Source organism: Brevundimonas sp. GW460-12-10-14-LB2 (genome assembly GCF_001636925.1).
Classification (GTDB): domain Bacteria; phylum Pseudomonadota; class Alphaproteobacteria; order Caulobacterales; family Caulobacteraceae; genus Brevundimonas; species Brevundimonas vesicularis.
On the sequence record NZ_CP015511.1, the window covers coordinates 1,437,271 to 1,456,184 of the forward strand.

Below are 18,914 nucleotides of genomic sequence, written 5' to 3' on the forward strand. Positions count from 1 at the left end.
ACCCGGCTGCGCGGTTCCACAGGCCTGCCTTCGGCCTCGGCCTGACCGGTTCTCCGCTTTCGGAGACGAACCGGAACTCCCCCTCGATCACCTTCATGGGTCGATCTCTACCACAAAATATGTGAGGTCCACATGGCCGCTGGTCGCTTGTCGCTGAGCCAATATATGCCTGCGCGCGATAGGCAGGGCCGACTTGTCCCAGGCGCTCGCATGCGCGTCTGGCAAAATCGGACGACCACAAACGCAGCGGTGTTCTCAGATGCCGGCCTGAACACGCCTTTGACGAACCCTGTGGTCGCAAATGCCTCGGGTCGTTTCCCAGAGGTTTGGGTTGATGGTGGGACTGCTGAAGCTCCCACCCTTTTCACGCTGGCCTTCTCGGCTTCCGACGGATCGACCATCGGCAACCCTTCAGTCTTCGACGACGTAAGTACGTCCGTTGTCTATGGCGCTGATGTGGTGGCTGACGCCGACGCAGCGAAAGACGCTGCTATTGTAGCACAAGTCCAAGCCTCTGACGCGCGCGATCTGGCTCTCCTAGCGGCGGAAGAGGCGGTCGCCGCCACGGCCGACAAGCTTAACTTGAACGGCGCCAACGTCGTAAACCCGGCGCTGCTTCGTGAGAATATTGGAGCGGACCAATCCGCGAACGTCTTCCATATCTTGAACGCGACGGGGGCTATCGAGCGAACGGTCGATCTTGCAATCAACGACATCGAAGATCTGAGCCTTGACCAGTTTGTGCCGGCAAACCTTCGCCCCCTGGTCTATTCGGGCGCGTTCTTTGTCGACCCCTACATCCAAGCGATGATCGCGGCGGCGGTGCTGAAACGCACCGTCGGGGGCGTGGGCGGTGTGCGGATGAACCTCCCGCCCCGAAACCTCACCGTTACCGAGACGATCGACATTTCGTTCGGAAAGGTTTCGCTTTGCGGCAGTGCTCAAGGCGCCCTTCGGACGATCTTGCAACGAAGCGCGGATTTCGGCCCGACGATCCGGGTTGCGACGCTATCGGAAGGTGGGTCGTTGATCGGCACGTCTGATGTCGAGCTTCGCCACCTGTACCTCTACCATGATGTCGGAACGCCAGGCGCCCCGACGCCAATGTCCGATCCTCATGTTGTCATGGCCGGCGTCACGAGCAGCAAGCTGGAGGATATGTTCGTCGGCGGCGGGCTTTACGGTATCGCCCTCTATGGTTGCACTTCTGTTCACGGCGAGAAGGTCGCGCTCTCCGGCAACTACGATCCCGTCGCGGGCCCTGGAAATCCTGCTGCACATCCAGGCAAGAACAACCTGTGCGGCGTTCTGATGGCGACAGCGACATCGTACGGCTTGCCGACTTCCGGCGTTGTCAACCTCTGTACAGAGTGCACGTTCGAGTCACTGACCGTGCTTGGCCCGCAGCTGAAGGGCTACAAATACGGCGTGTGGGCGACGGGGGTGGAAGATTGTTCGATCGAGAGCAGCTACCTCGGGAATGCCGCGGAAGTGAACCTGCGCGTAGAGCAACTGCCTGGATCGGGCATCTTGGAGTTCCGTGTTGAGAACAGCTATATCGACGCTTCGGGCACCTATCCGGTTTGGGTCGGCGGGCCGACCGGTTCCAGCGAGGCCTACATCGGCGGTCTCAAGCTGATCGGAAACGACATCAAAGGTCAGCTCGGCGACAGCATCGACGGGATCTATGTTGATGGGACTGATCGGGGCGGCACCTATCCTCAGGCCGTCATCAACATGATGGTGGCCGACTGCGAGATCAGCGGTCACGGAAGGCACGGACTGAATATCCGGGGCGGCCGGGAAATCACGCTTTCGAACCTGAAGGTCCACGGCAACAACTACGACAACCTCAACGCCGGCGCGGCAGGCCTGAAGATTGGCCCCGGCGTCCGCGGTATGGAGGTTCATGGCGGCCGCTATGGCGGTGGCGCCGTCGGCGAGTTGGTCGGCTTCCAGGATTACGGCATTCACGCGGAGTCCGGCGCGACCTACGTGGACATCAAGAACGCCAATGTGCGCGGTAACCGCGTGGCCAATATCCACGACCAGATGGCCGAGGCTGGCGTCAGCAAGAAGCGGATTGTTGGAAACACGGGATTCAACGAGAACCGCAGCGCTGTTGGCTTGACCGTTCCGCCGTCCGGCGTCGATTATTATAACCCGTTCGGCGCGCCAGCCGTGCTTCTGGTGAGCGGTGGAACCGTTTCCTCGTTCACCCTGAATGGACAGGGCTACCCGACGAGCTTCCCCATTTTTGTCGGCCCCGGTGACCGGATCAACATCACCTATTCGGTCGCGCCGTCAGGCGTTTGGTGGCCCGGCTGATCCGTGCTCTAATTCCCCAATGAGGGTCCTGTTCTACGGTAACTGCCAAATGGGGCGCCTGGCCGAGTGCTTCGGCCAGATCGTCAACTTCCATGCCGATTGCGACGTGGCCTTTTCCTACGTGGATAGCGCGACCGTCGAGGCAGAGGCTGCGGTCTCCCAGTTCGGTCCTGACAAGACGATATTTCAGGTCACACGCCAGCAGCCTCTAGCTCCGGCCGGGCTAAACGCACTCCGTGTCCCAGCCCTCTTCCACCGGCCCTTGTGGCCGTTCTACGATCATGATGAGCGGATCATACCCGGCGTCATCACCCCGATCTCAGCGGGCGACGCGCTCGCCACCCGGCTCATGAAGGAATGCGCAGATCCACGCGAGGCCTTCGATCGCTACAAAGCCTTTGAGTTTCATGGCGACTATGACCTCGACAGACTTTGGGAGCGTCATCAATATCGGTATCGCCACCTGGACAGCCTGAGCGACGTGCAGGTCGGCGAATGGATGGATGCCGAAATCCGGCAGCGGCAGCTGTTCAATATGTTCTGGCACCCTTCGCCAGAGACATACAGCTACGTTGCAGGCCCGGTCTGCGACTACCTGGGTCTCGCGCCCCATCATTCCGAGATAGCGCAAGCCATCGTGCGCGTCACCGAATCCCAGCTACCCGAAATACCGGTGCACCCGACGGTCGCCGCCTATTACGGGATCGAATGGGCGCCGCCGCACCGTACCTATGAAGACAAGCTAGGCCATCTGGACTTTGACGGCTGGCTAATGCGACACCTCACCTACCGGCCTTCTCAAGCCGCATAGGCTTTCTTCAAAACCTATAGATCCTTCGCTGGACCGCCCGGCTCATCCGGCGCGCCATCAAGGTCTTTGTCCGGGAACTTTCGGCGCGCGCCCCAGCCCTCAACTTGGCTGGACAGGGCGAAAAACGCGCCTGCAAGAACTACGACGCCAATGGCGAACAGGATCAGCTTCATGGTCATGGCTCCAAATCGTTTCGACGGTTTCCATGGTCCGCAAACCTTCACGGCCCGTCCAGTTCCTTAAGCCGCCCAACGGCTGTTCCACCACGGCCTGACTATCGGAGGGGCGGATGATCGACCCACGCGAACTGCCCGCGTTTTGGGGCCTATGCGGCGGTTTGCTGTCGGGGGCTGTGGGGCTGGTGACAGCCTATTCCGCAAAGGCCGGCAATCCGGTCGCCCAGCGGAAGGCATGGCTGCATCTCGGCCTTGGCATCGTCGCCGGTCCCATCGTCGCTGAAGCCCTGACCCACGGCGTTATCCTTGCCGTCGTGCCGGTCCTCGACATGCGCGGCGTCGCCCTAGCGCTGGGATGGATGGTCGCCAATGACCCGCGAGCCCTTTTCGACACCCTGACCCGCGTGGTGCGGGCCGTCTTCAACCAGGAGCCTCAGCGATGAACGCTCACGTGCTGATGGTGCTCTACACGGGCATCACCTTCGTCTCGGCCGGCGCATGCCTGCTGGAAATCTGTAGGCTGCTCGGCAAGACCTACGAGACCAAGGCGTCGGCCTCCATGCTCTGGCGCGGCGTGCACTTCATCGGGGCTGCGATCCTGTTCGTCTACGGCTGCATGGTCCTGTTCCCCGGCCGGGCCTTACAGGTCCAGCATATGAGCATCGGTCTGCCGTTGGTCGGGACGGTGATCATTGTCGCCGCCCTCGCCTATCTCGACCACGTTATGGGCGAGCGAGAGCCGCCGCCCTGGAGCCATCAGTTCATTCAGCTTCTGGTGCTGCTGGGGATGGACGGTCTGTCCCGCCGCGCCGCCTTCATGCTCCCGCCCGCCGCGACCGATGAAGGCCCGCCGCCCGAGGACGACGGAAAACGTGGTCTGCGGTTGCTGGTTTTGACCGGCGCTATCGCCGTCATCGCCAGTGTCGCCGGCTTTATCCTGACCAACAGCGCCGCCGCATAGCGGCCCGGCCGTTGATGTCCTCGCCCAGCCGGGCCGCCTGACGCAGTTCGGGCACGAGCCGCGACGGCGTGGCGAATACCGCAACCGAGGGATGGTGTCACCGGATGCGCGGCACACCCGCGAAGATCAGTGCGGTGATCCAGGTCAGCATGGGCAGCAGCATAGACGCGGCTCTTTTCTCTTCGACCGCCATGCTTCCCCCCGAAACTGAAATGGCCGGGGCATCTGCGGAACCTCCGGCCCATAGCTCCCCGCTAGAGCGAGCGCTTAGCTCAACCTTGACGGTATATCGCGCACCTCAAGCGCGCAACCCCCACAATCTGGAGATTGACCATGGGCCTGATACCGGCTGACAGGTTCCGCACGTTTGCGCCCAAGGCGACCGACGGCACGCGCGAGGCGCTGGAGGCGGCAGCGTCTGGACACGGCTTCTCCGGCCTGATCTTGGCTCACTGGCTGGGTCAGATGTTTGTCGAAAGCGCCGGGTTCACGACCCGCGAAGAGAGCCTGAACTATTCCGTCGACGGGCTCTTGAGGATGTTCGGCCGGCATCGGATCAGTGAGGCCGATGCCCGCAAGTTTGGACGGGCTCCGGGAAGACCGGCGCACCAGAACGCGATCGCCAATATCATCTACGGAGGCGAGTGGGGCCGGAAGAACCTGGGCAACACCCAGCCGGGCGACGGCTGGAGGTTCAGGGGCGGCGGCGAGAAGCAAATCACCGGCCGGGCCAACTATCGCGAAGCCGGACATGAGCAGGATCCGGACACCCTGCGGACTGACCCAGTCGCGTCCGCCAGAGCTGCCGCCAACTTCTTTGTCAAGCACGGCTGCATTGCCCCGGCGCTGCGCGATGACGTGAAGGGCGTGACGCTGAAGGTGAACGGAGGCACCAACGGATTGGACGCGCGCATTGCCGCCACGGCGGCAGCCAAGAAGGTCGTCGGCCTGTGACCGCCCTCGCCTTCCTCCGCTCCATCCCGCGCCTGCTCAGCCCGACCGGCTGGCTGATCGTCGCCATCATCGCCGCCTTCGTCCTGACCGGCGCCTATTGCTCTCACAGGGGCGCACAGGCCGAGCGAGACCGTCAGGCGGTCGAGACACAGAAGACCGAGGCCAAGGCCGCCAGCGCGCGGGAAACCGCTGCTGTCGAGCGCGAGGCCGATACGACCACCATCCGCAATCGGCAAGAGGAGAGAGACCATGCCGCTGAAGCGATCCCTGACAGCCGCCCTGATGATCGCGAGCTTAGGCGCCGCTGTCGCCAGTTGCGCGAAGCCGGTCGGAGCCTTCCCGCCTGCGACGGACTTGATCGTCCAGCCCAAGCCGGTCCCGCCTGACGACGTGCTGACCAGCCGCATCGCGGGCGAGCAATACGACAACGCCGTGGAAGCCTGGGGCGAGGAAGGCTGGGCGCGGGTGTCGCGGCTCTGTCGGTTCTTCGACACGATGGGGATGCGAGGGCTGGACTGTCCGCCGCCGCCGCGGCCGGGCTAGATGCCCTCGACATTATCGACCCCCTCGGTCAAACCGAGGGTCATTCAGCGTCGAGCCTTGGCTCCGCTATCGAGGCCGCTCCGGGAGACCGGGGCGGCTTTCGTCTTATTCCGCTCACAGGAACCGATGGTCACTGCTGGAGTTAACCGCAGCAGAGCCGGCTTATGAGGGTGGTGGCCCGGCAATATGCGCCACCCCGTGCGACGGGCCGCTTTACTCTCCCAAGCTGTGAAGTGCCCGTCGCGTCAGCATTCCGCGAGGAATTCAGCCTCAGCCTCCGTTCCGATCCGCGTCCGACTGCTGATCCAGACATCCAGACCCCGATAGTTCAGGCCGCCGTTATTACGGGTCTTCAGGTGCCGGCCGGCCTCTTGGATCAGGAACCAGGTCCAGTGGGCCACGATGAGAATCTTCGGCGCCGTCGCATCTTCGATCAGCGCGTCGATCTCTTCCAGCGTCAGGTCCGGTTCGCCGCCGGCCATCGCCAGAACTCCTTCAACTGCCCGCCCGTCCCCTGATGGCCAGATATGACGATCGTCGGGCGGCGGTTGCCGCACCGCTTGCAGACCATCTTGGCGCGCATGTCCCGCAACGGCGTGAAGCGCTGGGCTTGGGGCAGCTTGGCCCACGCCGGGATGACGCGGCTTCCGCACTGGCAGACCAGAGCGCACTGATCGCCGCGGCGGATGTCGTCAGGCGTTGTATCGTCTCGATAGTGCGTCATCGCGCCTGGAAGCGACCGAGGCCCAACACCATAGCCTGCCGCACAAGGCGGTCGTTCTCTTCCCTCGACACATAGGCGACATTCGATCCCGGACCCGGCGTCGCCGGCAGGCTGGGGTGAGGCTGGGGATTGCGTACGACGCGCGCGGCCAGCTCGGCGTCCAGGCGCATGAGTTCTTCGGATGATAGGGGCTGACCCATGATGTCCTCCGTCGCGCCACCGACGGGCTGGGTCATAGCTCAATGAGAACGAAAAGAGAACATCAGGCCGCTACCAAATATCGAAGATCATGCCGCGCCTGATCCAGGGCATCGGCCGCTTGGTGCGCAATCTTGCAAATTGGGGCTGCAGTTGCCCTCGCTTCCTTGGGTGAGGTCCGGAACCACTCCCGACCGATCGCATGGCTGGCCAAGGCCGTGTGAACCTTCTTCTCAGTCTGGAGAGCAAGAAGGGAGGGGATCGCGATTTTCCCGGCCAGCCTTAGCCCGTCGGGGCAACCAGCCCGTAGCTGGTGGAGACGCCGCTTCACATCCCAGGCAATGCCGATTTTCACGATGTCGCCGCGCTGGATGAAATAGAGCCACCGAACATAGTCGCCTGAGCGGGATGAATAGGTAGGCGGGCTAAAGCCGAACGGTCGCAGAATCGCGGCCCAGTCAGGATCACCATTCCTCTTGGTTGGAATGGTGGACGCGGTAGGGATTGAACCTACGACCCCGCCCGTGTGAAGGGCGTGCTCTCCCGCTGAGCTACGCGTCCCCGGTTCATTCGCACCGGATGCAAGACCATAAGACGCTGACTTCGTGGAAGCCACCTCATCCGTGTGAACGAGGTGCTCTCCCGCTGAGCTACGCGTCCTTGCCTTGCGGAGGCGGCGACATAGCCCGGTCGCCGGCCCCGCGCAAGCGCCTGTTTCAGATTCCGGCGGCGCGGACGCCTTCCGGCGTATTGGCTTCCGGGTCGCCCGGCAGCCAGGCGACGTGACCGTTGTAGATGTCCTGGTTCAGGATGCCCTCTTCCTTGGCGACCAGCACCGGCACCAGCATCTGTCCGGTGACGTTGGTCGCGGTGCGCATCATGTCGATGATCCGGTCGATGGCGACGATATAGCCGATGCCTTCCAGCGGCAGGCCAGCGGTCGACAGGGTCAGGGTCAGCATGACGATGCTGGTCCCCGGCACGCCGGCCGTTCCCAGCGACCCGAGCACCGCCGTCAGACCGATCAGGACGTACTGAGTCAGCGTCAGATCAATCTTGAAATACTGGGCGATGAAGATCGAGGCGATGGCCGGATAGATGGCCCCGCACCCGTCCATCTTCACATTGGCGCCCAAAGGCACGGCGAAGGCGGCGTAGGCCTGGGGCACGCCCAGCCGTTCGACCGTCTGGCGAAGGGTGATCGGCAACGTCCCCAGCGAGGAGGAGGTCGCAAACGCGGTCTGCTGGGCCGCGAAGGCGCCGCGGAAGAAGCTGGTGACCTTCAGGCCGTGGATCTTCAACAGGCCCGAATAGACGATCAGGATGTGGAACAGGCAGGCGGCATAGATGGCGAGAATGAACTTCACCAGGGGCAGCAGCGCCTCCCAGCCATAGCCGCCGACGACCGATCCGATCAGGCCGAACACGCCGATGGGCGTCAGCTGGATGACCCAGCGGGTGATGCGGAAGATGACGGCCGCGCCCTCATCCACCAGACGCCGAACGCCCTGCGCCCGGTCGCCCAGCGCCACCAGGGCCATGCCGACCAAGGCCGAGAAGAAGATGATCTGCAGCACCTTGCCTTCGGCCAGGGCGGCGAACGGATTGGTCGGCACGACGCCGATCAAGACTTCCAACGGAGTCGGGATCACCCGTTCCTTGACCTCGCCCAGCGGCAAGTTGGACAGGCCGACGCCCGGATTGATGATGTGGCCGAAGGCGAAACCGACCAGCACCGCCAGCAACGACGTGATGGCGAACCAGACGATGGTCCGCACCCCCAGCCGCACGGCCCCCGCCCCCTCGCCCAGCTTGGCGATCGAGCTGGCAATGGTGAAGAGCACCAGCGGCGCCACAACCATGCGGATCAGGTTCAGATAGACGTCGCCGATCGGCTGAAGCCAAGTCTCGGCCCGCTCGCGCAGGATCAGCCCGGCGATGATGCCGAGGATGAAGCCGGCGGCGGTCCGCTGCCACAGCGGGATCTTGAAAAAGCGAGCGAGCATGACGGCACTTTCAACAGGGGTGCGCCAATCTGTCCATCGCCATGGCGATCCGCAACCGCAGCAGCGATCATTCAGCCGACAGATTTCCTGTCGGCTGGCTTCAGAATTTCAGCGCCCGCCTTACGTAGAAGTCGGAGAGGATACCGTCGATCGCCTCTTCGACGTCCTCGAAAGCGTCGATCAGCACGTCCCCGCCCAGATCTTCCACGGGCGTCGGCGTAAAACCGAAGGTCGTCAGAATGCAGGGCATGGCGGCGTCTTTAGCGGCATCCGCGTCCGGCGCGGCGTCTCCCACCATGATGGCCCGTTCGGGATCGCCGCCTGCGATGGCGACGGCCTCCTTCAGATGGGCGCCCGAGGGCTTGCGCGCGCTGACCCGATCCGGCCCGACGATAGCGGCGAAATGTCGGGTCAGGTCCAGCTTGCCCAACAACAGCTCCGACAGGTCCGAACGCTTATTGGTGGCCACAACCAGGATTGCGCCCCGCTCGCTGAGCCGCTCCAGCGTCTCGACCACGCCCTCGAAAGGCTGCGAGCCGTCGGCGATATGGGCGGCGTAATCGACCAGGAACCGCTCGAACAGTTCGTCGGACTTGGCCCGCTCGACCGGCGCGCAGGCGGCTTCGAAGCCGTGCACCAGCAGCGCCCGCGCGCCCGATCCGATCAGGCTCGAGGCGGACTCCATCGGCACGGGCGGCAGCCCCTCCTCGACCAGCATCCGGTTCAGCGTGCCGATCAGGTCCGGGGCGGAATCGACCAGCGTGCCGTCAAGGTCGAAGGCGATGGTCCAGCCTTCCAGGTCGCGATCGCTCATCCACATCTCCCGCTGGCCCGCATGATGGGCTAGATCGCAGGACGACTAGACTGCGAGACGATTCATGACCAGCCAGACGCGCGCCCGCGCCGCCATCATTCTCGCCGCCGGCCAGGGCACGCGGATGAAGTCGCCGCTGCCCAAGGTGCTGCACCCCGTCGCCCACCGCGCCATGCTGGACCACGCCATCGATGCGGCGGAAGGGCTTGGTTGCGAACGTATCGTCGTCGTGGTCGGCAATCACTCACCGGAGGTCCGGGCCCACGTGGTGAAACGGCTGGGCGAGGCCGCCATTGCGGTCCAGGACCCGCCGCTTGGCACCGGCCACGCCGTGCGCGCCGCCGAACAGGCGCTGGCCGACTTCGACGGCGAGGTGGTCGTCACCTATGGCGACGTGCCGTTGCTAAAGGCCGCCGACATCGAGCCCGTCTTTAATGCCGACGGCGTCACCGTCATCGGGTTCGAGGCTCGCGATCCGGGCGCCTACGGCCGTCTGATCGTCGAAGGCGACACCCTGACCGCCATCACGGAGGCCAAGGAGGCGTCGGCCGAGATTCTCGCCATCACCGCCTGCAACTCGGGCGTCATGGCCGCGCCGGCCGGCCTGCTCTTCTCGTTGCTGGCCGAGGTGAAGAACGAAAACGCCAAGGGCGAATACTATCTGACGGATGTCGTCGCTCTGGCGCGCCAGGGCGGCCACCCGACCCGCGCCGTATTCGCCGCTGAGGACGCGGTAATGGGCGTCAACTCCCAGGCCGAGCTGGCTCAGGCCGAAGCCTTGTTCCAAAGCGTGCAACGCGACACCTTCCTGGCGGCCGGCGTGACGATGGCGGCGCCCGACACCGTCCATTTCGCCTGGGACACCCAGATCGGCGGCGGGACCGTCGTCGAACCCTTCGTGGTCTTCGGCCCTGGTGCGGTCATCGAGGGCGGCGCGCGCATTCGCAGCTTCAGCCATATCGAGGGCGCGCGGGTCGCTGCCGGCGCCGAAGTCGGTCCTTACGCGCGCCTGCGTCCCGGCGCGGACCTGGCGACCGGGGTCAAGGTCGGCAATTTCGTCGAGGTCAAAAACGTCAGGATGGCCGAAGGCGCAAAGGCCAATCACCTGGCCTACCTAGGCGACGGGTCGGTCGGTGCGGGCGCCAACGTCGGCGCGGGGACCATCTTCTGCAACTACGACGGCTATAACAAGGCGCAGACCCAGGTCGGCGCCGGCGCCTTCGTCGGATCGAACTCCAGCCTGGTGGCGCCTGTCGTCATCGGCGACGGCGCCCTGATCGCATCCGGCTCTGTCATTACCGAGGACGTGCCCGCCGACGCCATGGCCTTCGGCCGTGCCCGGCAGACCGTCAAACCCGAAGCGGCCGCGGCGTTCCGTGTCGAAGCCAAGGCGAAGAAGGCTGCGAAATCCAAATGAGCGACCTCCAGAAGAAGAACGCCGGCCAGGCTGCCGCCGCCCACGTCGAGGCCGGCATGATCGTCGGCCTGGGCACCGGGTCCACCGCAGCCTGGTTCGTCAAGGCGTTGGCGGCGCGCAACCTGCCCGACTTACGCTGCGTGCCGACATCCGAAAAGACCGCAGACTTGGCGCGCGAACTTGGGCTGACGTTGTCGACGCTGGAAGACACGCCGCGCATCGACCTGACCGTGGACGGCGCCGACGAAATCGGGCCGTGTCTGGCGTTGATCAAGGGCGGCGGCGCAGCTCTGCTGCGCGAGAAGCTAGTGTGGGAGGCCTCGGCCCGCTGCATCGTCATCGCCGACGCGGCCAAGGTGGTGCCTGTGCTGGGGACCTTCCCCCTGCCGATCGAGGTCGTCGCCTTCGGTCACAAGACGACAGCCAACCGCATCGCCGATGTGCTGATCGACCACGACATCAACCAGCCGGCGCGCGTGCGCCAGGCGGATCGCGGTCTGGTTCGCACCGACGGCGGCAATCTGATCTATGACGCGGGTTGCAGGGCGATCCATGATCCGGTCCGTCTGGCCGACGATCTGAAACTGATCACCGGCGTGGTAGAGCACGGGCTGTTTCTGGATCTCGCCGACCTGGCCATCATCGGCACGGACGAGGGCGTTGAGGAGCGCCTTCCCTAGGACACGCCCCGACGGCTCAGCACCGCCGGAACCGTGCGCGCCAGGATCGCCAGATAGACGCCGACGGTGCGGTTTCTGACCAGCCAGACATCCATCGCGACACGGCGCGGATAGGGCACGGCGTTTCGGCCCGAGACCTGCCACAGCCCCGTCAGCCCCGGCCGCACCGCGCAGTAGTCGGCCAGTCGCCGGCCATATCGCGCAGCCTCGTCGATCACGATCGGTCGGGGGCCGACCAGCGACATCTCGCCCCGCAACACATTGATCAGCTGCGGCAGTTCATCCAGGCTGGACCGGCGCAACAGGCGGCCCAGCGACGTGACGCGCGGATCTTGTGTCAGCTTTCGCATCGCCTGCCATTCCGGATCAGAGGTTGACGGCAAGGCTTGCTCAGCCCCCATCCTCATGGAGCGAAACTTGAGACAGTCGAATAGTCGGCCGCGACGTCCGATGCGCTGCTGGCGAAAGATCACGGACCCTCCGTCCTGCGCCCTGACGCCCAGAGCGATGACAACGAAGAGCGGCCAGGTCAGAAGCAGACCTGTCAGGGCAAAGACGACATCCATGGCGCGGGTCGGGTTGAGACGAACGCGGCGTCGAGACGCAATGGCGCCGCGTGTCGACGTCACATCGCAGCCGGCCAATTCCCATATCGACATTCAGCGCCCCCAAGCGTCACCATGACCTGGGATTGCGAGATTGGCAATCTTGGCGCGTCGTCAGCGCAGATTGCTCAGATCAGTCGCCGCCCCACCAACTCAGCGTGAAGGGCGTGCGAAGGCCGTTGACCGAAATCGTCCCGGTAACGACAGGCGTCTGATCGCCGAGATTCCGGCGCGCCGTCGCCAAAGCGCCCTGATCAATCCGCCCCGACAACTCCACCGGGCCCAAGCCGGGCACGGAGCCGCGCATCTGGATCCGATCGTCGGTGACGACATAGGCGCTCAGCAAGACCCTGGCCTCGCCTTGCGGCACGGTCAGCGACAGGATCAGCGGCGGCGAAGCGCGGGACCCGCCCTCCCAGGCAGCGAAGGCCTCATCCTGTCCGATGAACAGCGATGCCACGGGCTGAATGGATGCCTCACCTGTCGGGCGATAGTCGCCCGAGATATCGCCGCTTAGACGATGTTGAAACGTCGCTTCCGGCGTCGACGTCGGTGTCGCAGCGTCGCGCCGCTCGCATGCCGCTAGGCTCAGCAAGCCCGCGACCGCGACGACCACCCATGAGGACTTCATCGATCGAGCGCCTGATCCAAGGCGCGGAACCCGGCGATGGCGATTTCGGTCGCACTGGTGAAGACCGACGGCGTGATCCGGTCGAAGGTGTCGCTTGGTCGGTGATAATCGGGATGATAGTCGACGCCCATGTACAGGAAGGGCACGCCCGCCTCGTGGAAGGCGCCGTGATCAGAGGCGTCGACCCAGTTGTTCTCGCCCGTATCCTGCGGGGTGTCCTTGCCGAAGGCGAAGGACACCGCTCCGTTCGGCACAACGGCCTCCAGCACGGGGCGCAGATTGGGGTGCTGATAGGTCCCGGTGACCCATAGATGGCCATCCGTTTCCGCCCGCGCCGTCATGTCGAAGTTCAGGTTCAGGCTGAGTGACGACAGGGGCACCGGAGGCACCTTGACGAACTCGCGAGCGCCCAGCAGCCCCCGCTCCTCGCCGTCCAGCGCCACGATCAGCACGCTGTGTTCCGGCGGTTGGGCCTTCAGTCGGGCCGCCAGCTCCAGCATCGTCGCCACGCCCGAGGCATTATCGTCGGCGCCGTGGAAGATCTGGCCGTCATTGACGCCGACATGGTCGTAGTGGGCCGTCACGACGATATAGCGGTCGGCGACGCGGGTTCCGGGGATCAGGCCGACGATATTGACGCCGCTGAAGGTCTTCACGCCCTCGCGCGTGCGGCCCGGCGTCTCGAACCGCTGCAAACGCCCGAACGGAGGCGGCTGAACGCCCATGGCCTCCAATCGCGAGACGATGTAGGCGCGCGCCCGCTCGCCGCCTTCCGAGCCTGTATCGCGGCCCTGCATGTCGTCGGCGGACAGGATGCGAACGTCCTCCAGCAGTTGGCTGGAAACCGGCGCGACGGCGCTCGGAGCAGTCGGCGCTGTTTCGGGAACGGCGGCGCAGCCGCTGACGATCAGGGCGGCGCCAGCGACGAAGAGGCAGAGGGTCGAACGAGTCATACAGGCTCCGATAGGGACGCGCGAACCTAGCGAAGAGCGGACGGCGCGTCAGCCTACGGTTCTGTCATCATCGGCTTTGCGCGATGCACGGGCGGCGCGTCAGATGATATGACGACGGCCATGGCCAACGCGATTCCTCTCAAAGTCCCCGTCGAAGACCTCACCGCCGAGACGGCCGCCGAGGCCCTGGCCTGGCTGGCCGCCGAAATGGCCCGTCACGACGCGCTGTACAACGAGGCGACGCCCGAGATTTCCGACGCCGACTACGACGCCTTGCGTGCGCGCAACCTGGCGATCGAAACCGCCTTCCCCGATTTGATCCGTTCAGACTCGCCGTCGAACAAGGTTGGAGCCGCCGCCTCAACCCAGTTCGCCGAGGTGCGCCACGGCGTGCCCATGCTGTCGCTGGACAACGCTTTCGACGAGGGCGAGGTGCGCGATTTCGTCGCCCGGATCACCCGTTTCCTGAAACTGCCCGCCGACGAACCGATCGCCTTTGTCGCCGAGCCCAAGATCGACGGCCTGTCCGCCAATCTCCTGTATGTCGACGGCAAGTTGACGATCGGCGCCACGCGCGGCGACGGCCGCGCGGGCGAGGACGTCACAGCCAATCTGAACACGATCGCCGATGTGAAACAGACCCTGGCCGGCGACGACTGGCCCGACCGGATCGAAGTGCGTGGCGAAGTCTATGCGCCCAACGACGCCTTCGCCGCCTTCAACGCCGCCGCCGAGGCCGAAGGGCGCCGCACCTACGCCAACCCCCGCAACTTCGCCGCCGGCTCCCTGCGCCAGAAGGACGCCCGGATCACCGCCAAACGTCCGCTGAACTTCTTCGCCTACGCCTGGGGCGAACACTCCAGCGACTTCGCCGAGACCCAGTGGGACGCCCTTCAAAAGCTCAAGGCCTGGGGGTTTCCCGTCAACGCTCGCTCGCGCCGGGTCGAGGGCGCGGAAGGCCTGATCGCCGTCTATCGCGACCTGGAACGCGACCGCGCCACCCTGGGCTATGACATCGACGGCGTGGTCTACAAGGTCGATCGCATCGACTGGCAACGCCGGCTGGGCTTCGTCGCCCGCAGCCCCCGCTGGGCCATCGCCCACAAATTCCCGGCCCAGCAGGCGACCACGGTGCTGGAGGGCATCGACATCCAGGTCGGCCGCACCGGCTCCCTGACCCCCGTCGCCCGGCTGCATCCCGTCACCGTCGGCGGTGTGGTGGTGCGCAACGCCACCCTGCACAATGAAGACGAGATCGAGCGTCTGGATGTGCGCATCGGCGACACCGTCCGCCTGCAACGCGCCGGCGACGTCATCCCGCAGATCCTGGGCGTGGTCCCGGAGCTACGTCCCGCCGACGCCGCCCCCTATGTCTTCCCTGAACACTGCCCCGTCTGCGGCTCGGAAGCCGTGCGCGAAGGCGACGAGGTCAAGCGCCGCTGCACCGGCGGCCTGATCTGCGACGCCCAGATCGTCGAACGACTGAAGCATTTCGTCGGCCGCCGCGCCTTTGACATCGAAGGATTGGGCGAAAAGCAGCTGGTCGCCTTCCATGCGCGGGGCTGGATCAAGGAGCCGGCCGACATCTTCCGACTGGCGCGCGACGAGACGCGGCTGAAGGAACTGGAGCGAGACGATGGTTATGGCGAGACCAGCATCCGCAACCTGGTCGCCGGCATCGACGCTCGTCGCATCATTGCGCTGGACCGTTTCCTGTTCGGTCTGGGAATCCGCGATATCGGCGAACAGACCTCCATCGTCCTGGCCCGCGCCTTCGAGCGCTGGCCCGCGCTGAAGGCCGCCTGTCTCCAGGCCGCTTCGGGCGTGCCGTGCGACGCCTGGACCGACCTGGCGGCCGCCCACGCCATATCGCCCCGCGTCCTGGCCCAGATGGCCGAGGCGAAGCCCCCCGTCGTCGATCCCTGGCCCGAGGCCACGATGGATATGAAGATCAGCCAGGCCTTCCCCGGGATGGCCGCCCCGGCCCGCCGGTCGCTGGCGACGATGGTTCAGGACTGGTCCGGCCTGGTCGAACTGGCCCGAGTCGCGCGGGAGGACGGCCCGTCCGAAATCCTGAACCAGATCGCCGGCGTCACCGGGGTCGGCCCCGTCGCGGCGGAGGCCCTGGCCCACTTCTTCCACGAGCCGCACAATCTAAGGGTCGTGGAGGCTCTGGAGGCCGAACTGACCCAAATCCTCGACGCCGAACGCCCCAAGTCCGACACGGCGGTCGCGGGCAAGACCGTCGTCTTCACCGGCGCCCTGGAGCGCTTCACCCGCGACGAGGCCAAGGCCCGCGCCGAAAGCCTGGGCGCCAAGGTCTCGGGTTCGGTGTCGAAAAAGACCGACTACCTCGTCGCAGGCCCCGGAGCCGGCTCCAAGCTCAAGGACGCCGAAAAGCATGGCGTCCAGGTGCTGACCGAAGACGACTGGCTGGCCCTGATCGGCGGCTGAAGTTGACCTAAGGGTCGGTTTTCGTTGGTGATCGCTGGGGTTTTGGCCTTGTTTTCAACCGAAACCGCGATCAACGTCCGCTTCAACGGGCGGTGCGACCGACCCGACGAAAGGGAACGACTATGAAGATCAAGATGATGCTGGCCGCAGCGACCCTGGCGGGCGCCCTCGCCTCTCCGGCCCTGGCGGGTGATCCAACCGGCCTGTGGCAGACGCCGACTAATGGCGGTCAGGTGCGGATCGCGCGCTGCGGCCAAGCGCTGTGCGGTACGCTGGTGACCTCGGACCACATCCGCCGCGACACCAATGCGCGCGACGCCAACAATCGCGACGCCTCGCTGCGGAACCGCACCCTGCGCAATCTGCCCATGCTGACCGGCTTCACCGGCGGTCCGACGGAATGGCGTAATGGCTCGGTCTACAACCCGGCCGACGGCGGCACCTATCGCGGCACCATCACCCTGACAAACGACAACAGCCTGCGTCTACGCGGCTGCATCGTGGCTCCGCTATGCAAGACCCAGACCTGGACCCGCATCCAGTAGGATCAGGACGCCCCACATACGAAAGGCCCGGTCGGAGCGATCCGACCGGGCCTTTTTCATTTGGCTTGTAGCTCAGCGATTCAGCGCCGCCCGCGCCGCCTCGGCGTAGCGATGCCCCGTCGCCGCGCCCTTGGGGAAGACGGCCTCGATCCGGGCGATATCCTCAGGCGTCAGCACGACGTCCACGGCCGCCGCATTCTGCTCAAGAGTCGCGATACGGCGCGTGCCGGGGATCGGGATCAGATCCTCGCCCTGCGCCAGCACCCAGGCCAGCGCCAGTTGAGCGGCGGTTATGCCCTTATCCGACGCAATGGCCTTCACGGCCTCAACCAGATCCAGGTTCTTCTGGAAGTTCTCGCCCATGAAGCGCGGATTGGTGCGGCGGAAGTCGTCCGCTTCCAGGTCATCGATCGAGGTGATGTCGCCCGACAGGAAGCCGCGGCCCAGCGGGCTGTAGGGCACGAAGCCGATGCCCAGTTCGCGCACGACTGCAAACAGTTCGTCCTCCGGCTCGCGGCTCCACAGCGAGTATTCCGTCTGCAGCGCCGTGATCGGATGGGTCGCATGCGCCTTGCGCAGGGTGTCGGACGCGGCCTCGGACAGCCCCAGGAAGCGGACCTTGCCCTCCTTGACCAGTTCCGCCATCGCCCCGACCGTGTCCTCGATCGGCGTGTCCGGATCGACGCGGTGCAGATAATAGAGATCGACGTGATCGACGCCGAGGCGTTGCAGGCTGCCCTCGATAGCGCGACGCACATTGGCCGGGCTGCCGTCGGTCATAAGCCTGGTGCGGTCGGCATTGTAGTTGATGCCGAATTTCGTTGCGATGAACGCCTGGTCGCGCCGGTCCTTCAGCGCCTTGCCGACCAGCACCTCGTTCGTATGAGGGCCGTACATTTCGGCGGTGTCGAACAGGGTGATTCCCAGATCGAGCGCGCGATGGATGACGGAGGTGGACTGAGCTTCGTCAGAGCCGCCGTAGAAGGCGCTCATGCCCATGCAGCCCAGGCCAATGGCCGAAACCTCGGGACCGTTCGCACCAAACTTGCGCGTCTTCATGGGCCTTCTCCTGTCGATGTGGGGATCGGCCTAAAAACAGATATGGCGACCGATGCTCAGGAGATGGTCGCGGCGACGGCGGGCTGCAAGCCCGGCCGCGCTTTGCGATGGTACCGCCTCTCAGGCTTGAACTGAGGACCTCCGGTTCCACAAACCGGCGCTCTAACCAACTGAGCTAAGGCGGCCCGCTCATCGCGAGGCGCGTTCTCTACCGGGCCTGCGGCAGGCGATCAAGCGCCTTCCTCATATTTCGTCAGGAGATTTCGCCGGCGATGTCGCAAACAAAAACGCCCCGGAGATTGCTCTCCGAGGCGTCTTGTCTGTTGCCGTGACCATCACCCGAGGGTGAAGGGCACCCGGACGCGGAAGGTCGCGTCTTGAGCGGCGCCGTCGACGGTCCGCGGGGACAGTTGTCCACGCTGAACCACCCGAATGGCGGCGCGGCCGAAGCCCATGCCTGCGGGCTCTTCCGAGATCACGCGGCAGTTCGCCGGAGCACCGTTGGAGCGCGCGGTGCACTCAACCGTAGCCGAACCGCTGATTTCACGCTCCAGCGCACGCGCCGGGAAGTCATCGGCCGTCGGACGCGGTTGGCGCGACCACTGAACGTTAGTGATCGTCGACGGACGCGGCGGAGCCGGAGGCGCGGGCGGCGGCGGAGGTCCAGGAATATTGACGGGCGGACCCGTGTATTCAACCCGATCTTCCTTCTTCGTCGGCGTGATGTTAACCGGCGGAGGGGGGACGATGTTCGGGACCGGAGCCGGCACACGCACCTGAAGCTTCGGCGGCGGAGGCGTATCCGTCGGCGGAGGCGGCGGAGGCGGAGGCGGCGGAGGCGGCGGAACCGGCTCGACCAACTCGACCTCGACGGACTCGTCGACGTAGTTGAACTCCTTCAGCTTGAACTTGGACTGCTGAACAAAGAAGATCAGCAACGCAAACAAGATGCTGACCACCATCAGGCAGACGATCAGCACGGGGTAGGACACCCCCATGAAGCCCTTCTTCTTGGGTACGTCGTAGCGACTGCGATGATATTCGACGTCTGTCAT

Annotated in this window: 23 protein-coding genes and 2 tRNA genes; 11 read left to right on the forward strand and 14 right to left on the reverse strand. The window is 65.0% G+C overall.

Going from position 1 to position 18,914, the window contains the following annotated elements; all coding sequences use genetic code 11:
• The first annotated feature begins 210 nt into the window (after positions 1-210).
• Complete coding sequence (locus tag A4249_RS07160) at positions 211-2,328, forward strand: hypothetical protein (RefSeq protein WP_066551749.1); 2,118 nt, start codon at positions 211-213, stop codon at positions 2,326-2,328.
• A 49-nt stretch (positions 2,329-2,377) separates the two neighbouring features.
• The gene (locus A4249_RS07165; protein ID WP_156494658.1) at positions 2,378-3,139 is read left to right on the forward strand and encodes a WcbI family polysaccharide biosynthesis putative acetyltransferase; all 762 of its coding nucleotides are present in this window, start codon (positions 2,378-2,380) and stop codon (positions 3,137-3,139) included.
• 14 nt (positions 3,140-3,153) lie between these two features.
• On the opposite strand, the gene A4249_RS16585 is transcribed toward A4249_RS07165, so the two are convergent.
• Positions 3,154-3,312: a hypothetical protein gene (locus A4249_RS16585; protein ID WP_156494659.1), complete on the reverse strand. Its 159-nt coding sequence runs from the start codon at positions 3,310-3,312 to the stop codon at positions 3,154-3,156.
• Positions 3,313-3,428: 116 nt separating this feature from the next.
• Between A4249_RS16585 and A4249_RS07170 the strand changes: the two genes are divergently transcribed.
• From A4249_RS07170 to A4249_RS07190, 5 genes are all read left to right on the forward strand, one after another.
• Positions 3,429-3,758, forward strand: a complete 330-nt coding sequence (locus tag A4249_RS07170) for a hypothetical protein (protein WP_066551751.1) — start codon at positions 3,429-3,431, stop codon at positions 3,756-3,758.
• Positions 3,755-4,276 (forward strand): hypothetical protein, encoded by a 522-nt coding sequence (locus A4249_RS07175; RefSeq protein WP_066551752.1) that lies wholly within the window; start codon positions 3,755-3,757, stop codon positions 4,274-4,276. The genes A4249_RS07170 and A4249_RS07175 overlap by 4 nt, the downstream gene beginning before the upstream one ends.
• A 327-nt stretch (positions 4,277-4,603) precedes the next feature.
• Entirely contained in the window at positions 4,604-5,230 is a 627-nt protein-coding gene (locus A4249_RS07180; protein WP_197458480.1) for a glycoside hydrolase family 19 protein, read from the forward strand.
• A complete protein-coding gene (locus A4249_RS07185; RefSeq protein WP_066551753.1) occupies positions 5,227-5,616 on the forward strand; it encodes a hypothetical protein in 390 nt (129 codons plus the stop codon). The genes A4249_RS07180 and A4249_RS07185 overlap by 4 nt, the downstream gene beginning before the upstream one ends.
• Positions 5,585-5,773 carry a hypothetical protein gene (locus A4249_RS07190; protein ID WP_066551754.1) on the forward strand — a complete coding sequence of 63 codons (189 nt, stop codon included), beginning with the start codon at positions 5,585-5,587 and terminating at the stop codon, positions 5,771-5,773. Before A4249_RS07185 ends, A4249_RS07190 begins: the two co-directional genes overlap by 32 nt.
• A gap of 245 nt (positions 5,774-6,018) precedes the next feature.
• Here the strand turns inward: A4249_RS07190 and A4249_RS07195 are convergent, their stop codons facing one another.
• The 7 genes from A4249_RS07195 to A4249_RS07220 all read right to left on the reverse strand — a co-directional run bounded on the left by A4249_RS07195 (position 6,019) and on the right by A4249_RS07220 (position 9,515).
• Positions 6,019-6,255 carry a hypothetical protein gene (locus A4249_RS07195; RefSeq protein ID WP_066551755.1) on the reverse strand — a complete coding sequence of 79 codons (237 nt, stop codon included), beginning with the start codon at positions 6,253-6,255 and terminating at the stop codon, positions 6,019-6,021.
• Complete coding sequence (locus A4249_RS07200; protein WP_066551756.1) at positions 6,231-6,497, reverse strand: hypothetical protein; 267 nt, start codon at positions 6,495-6,497, stop codon at positions 6,231-6,233. Before A4249_RS07200 ends, A4249_RS07195 begins: the two co-directional genes overlap by 25 nt.
• Entirely contained in the window at positions 6,494-6,733 is a 240-nt protein-coding gene (locus A4249_RS07205; RefSeq protein WP_066551757.1) for a hypothetical protein, read from the reverse strand. Before A4249_RS07205 ends, A4249_RS07200 begins: the two co-directional genes overlap by 4 nt.
• A 26-nt stretch (positions 6,734-6,759) precedes the next feature.
• Entirely contained in the window at positions 6,760-7,050 is a 291-nt protein-coding gene (locus tag A4249_RS17170; protein ID WP_197458481.1) for a GIY-YIG nuclease family protein, read from the reverse strand.
• Positions 7,051-7,181: 131 nt separating this feature from the next.
• A tRNA-Val gene (locus A4249_RS07210) sits at positions 7,182-7,256 on the reverse strand.
• Positions 7,257-7,411: 155 nt separating this feature from the next.
• A complete protein-coding gene (locus A4249_RS07215; protein WP_066551758.1) occupies positions 7,412-8,701 on the reverse strand; it encodes a dicarboxylate/amino acid:cation symporter in 1,290 nt (429 codons plus the stop codon).
• 100 nt (positions 8,702-8,801) lie between these two features.
• Positions 8,802-9,515 (reverse strand): HAD-IA family hydrolase, encoded by a 714-nt coding sequence (locus A4249_RS07220; RefSeq protein ID WP_066551759.1) that lies wholly within the window; start codon positions 9,513-9,515, stop codon positions 8,802-8,804.
• Positions 9,516-9,579: 64 nt separating this feature from the next.
• Between A4249_RS07220 and glmU the strand changes: the two genes are divergently transcribed.
• A complete protein-coding gene (gene glmU, locus A4249_RS07225; RefSeq protein ID WP_066551760.1) occupies positions 9,580-10,932 on the forward strand; it encodes a bifunctional UDP-N-acetylglucosamine diphosphorylase/glucosamine-1-phosphate N-acetyltransferase GlmU in 1,353 nt (450 codons plus the stop codon).
• Complete coding sequence (rpiA, locus tag A4249_RS07230) at positions 10,929-11,612, forward strand: ribose-5-phosphate isomerase RpiA (protein WP_066551761.1); 684 nt, start codon at positions 10,929-10,931, stop codon at positions 11,610-11,612. Before glmU ends, rpiA begins: the two co-directional genes overlap by 4 nt.
• Here the strand turns inward: rpiA and A4249_RS07235 are convergent.
• From A4249_RS07235 to A4249_RS07245, 3 genes are all read right to left on the reverse strand, one after another.
• Complete coding sequence (locus A4249_RS07235) at positions 11,609-12,271, reverse strand: sugar transferase (RefSeq protein ID WP_335621859.1); 663 nt, start codon at positions 12,269-12,271, stop codon at positions 11,609-11,611. The two genes, rpiA and A4249_RS07235, sit on opposite strands and share 4 nt — an antisense overlap.
• Positions 12,272-12,350: 79 nt before the next feature.
• Complete coding sequence (locus A4249_RS07240) at positions 12,351-12,848, reverse strand: hypothetical protein (RefSeq protein WP_066551763.1); 498 nt, start codon at positions 12,846-12,848, stop codon at positions 12,351-12,353.
• Positions 12,845-13,801, reverse strand: coding sequence for a M28 family peptidase (locus A4249_RS07245; protein ID WP_066551764.1), 957 nt, complete (start codon positions 13,799-13,801; stop codon positions 12,845-12,847). Before A4249_RS07245 ends, A4249_RS07240 begins: the two co-directional genes overlap by 4 nt.
• A gap of 120 nt (positions 13,802-13,921) precedes the next feature.
• On the opposite strand from A4249_RS07245, the gene ligA reads away from it, so the two are divergent.
• Both ligA and A4249_RS07255 read left to right on the forward strand, forming a co-directional pair.
• Positions 13,922-16,255: an NAD-dependent DNA ligase LigA gene (gene ligA, locus A4249_RS07250; protein WP_066551765.1), complete on the forward strand. Its 2,334-nt coding sequence runs from the start codon at positions 13,922-13,924 to the stop codon at positions 16,253-16,255.
• A 122-nt stretch (positions 16,256-16,377) separates the two neighbouring features.
• Entirely contained in the window at positions 16,378-16,800 is a 423-nt protein-coding gene (locus tag A4249_RS07255) for a DUF2147 domain-containing protein (RefSeq protein WP_066551766.1), read from the forward strand.
• A 72-nt stretch (positions 16,801-16,872) separates the two neighbouring features.
• Here the strand turns inward: A4249_RS07255 and A4249_RS07260 are convergent, their stop codons facing one another.
• The 3 genes from A4249_RS07260 to A4249_RS17075 form a co-directional block, all read right to left on the reverse strand.
• A complete protein-coding gene (locus A4249_RS07260) occupies positions 16,873-17,859 on the reverse strand; it encodes an aldo/keto reductase (RefSeq protein ID WP_066551767.1) in 987 nt (328 codons plus the stop codon).
• A gap of 108 nt (positions 17,860-17,967) precedes the next feature.
• A tRNA-His gene (locus A4249_RS07265) sits at positions 17,968-18,044 on the reverse strand.
• A gap of 150 nt (positions 18,045-18,194) precedes the next feature.
• The gene (locus A4249_RS17075; protein ID WP_055754883.1) at positions 18,195-18,914 is read right to left on the reverse strand and encodes an energy transducer TonB; all 720 of its coding nucleotides are present in this window, start codon (positions 18,912-18,914) and stop codon (positions 18,195-18,197) included.

Bases quoted from the DNA above. Each gene is read 5' to 3' on its own strand.
- A4249_RS07170 (WP_066551751.1), top strand. From the start codon at position 3,429: ATGATCGACCCACGCGAACTGCCCGCGTTTTGGGGCCTATGCGGCGGT.
- A4249_RS07260 (WP_066551767.1), bottom strand. From the start codon at position 17,859: ATGAAGACGCGCAAGTTTGGTGCGAACGGTCCCGAGGTTTCGGCCATT.
- A4249_RS07245 (WP_066551764.1), bottom strand. From the start codon at position 13,801: ATGACTCGTTCGACCCTCTGCCTCTTCGTCGCTGGCGCCGCCCTGATC.
- A4249_RS07175 (WP_066551752.1), top strand. From the start codon at position 3,755: ATGAACGCTCACGTGCTGATGGTGCTCTACACGGGCATCACCTTCGTC.
- A4249_RS07165 (WP_156494658.1), top strand. From the start codon at position 2,378: ATGGGGCGCCTGGCCGAGTGCTTCGGCCAGATCGTCAACTTCCATGCC.
- A4249_RS07240 (WP_066551763.1), bottom strand. From the start codon at position 12,848: ATGAAGTCCTCATGGGTGGTCGTCGCGGTCGCGGGCTTGCTGAGCCTA.
- A4249_RS07205 (WP_066551757.1), bottom strand. From the start codon at position 6,733: ATGACCCAGCCCGTCGGTGGCGCGACGGAGGACATCATGGGTCAGCCC.
- A4249_RS07220 (WP_066551759.1), bottom strand. From the start codon at position 9,515: ATGAGCGATCGCGACCTGGAAGGCTGGACCATCGCCTTCGACCTTGAC.
- A4249_RS16585 (WP_156494659.1), bottom strand. From the start codon at position 3,312: ATGAAGCTGATCCTGTTCGCCATTGGCGTCGTAGTTCTTGCAGGCGCG.
- A4249_RS07215 (WP_066551758.1), bottom strand. From the start codon at position 8,701: ATGCTCGCTCGCTTTTTCAAGATCCCGCTGTGGCAGCGGACCGCCGCC.
- rpiA (WP_066551761.1), top strand. From the start codon at position 10,929: ATGAGCGACCTCCAGAAGAAGAACGCCGGCCAGGCTGCCGCCGCCCAC.
- A4249_RS07255 (WP_066551766.1), top strand. From the start codon at position 16,378: ATGAAGATCAAGATGATGCTGGCCGCAGCGACCCTGGCGGGCGCCCTC.
- A4249_RS07195 (WP_066551755.1), bottom strand. From the start codon at position 6,255: ATGGCCGGCGGCGAACCGGACCTGACGCTGGAAGAGATCGACGCGCTG.
- A4249_RS17075 (WP_055754883.1), bottom strand. From the start codon at position 18,914: ATGACAGACGTCGAATATCATCGCAGTCGCTACGACGTACCCAAGAAG.
- ligA (WP_066551765.1), top strand. From the start codon at position 13,922: ATGGCCAACGCGATTCCTCTCAAAGTCCCCGTCGAAGACCTCACCGCC.
- A4249_RS07200 (WP_066551756.1), bottom strand. From the start codon at position 6,497: ATGACGCACTATCGAGACGATACAACGCCTGACGACATCCGCCGCGGC.
- A4249_RS07160 (WP_066551749.1), top strand. From the start codon at position 211: ATGCGCGTCTGGCAAAATCGGACGACCACAAACGCAGCGGTGTTCTCA.
- glmU (WP_066551760.1), top strand. From the start codon at position 9,580: ATGACCAGCCAGACGCGCGCCCGCGCCGCCATCATTCTCGCCGCCGGC.
- A4249_RS07235 (WP_335621859.1), bottom strand. From the start codon at position 12,271: ATGTCGATATGGGAATTGGCCGGCTGCGATGTGACGTCGACACGCGGC.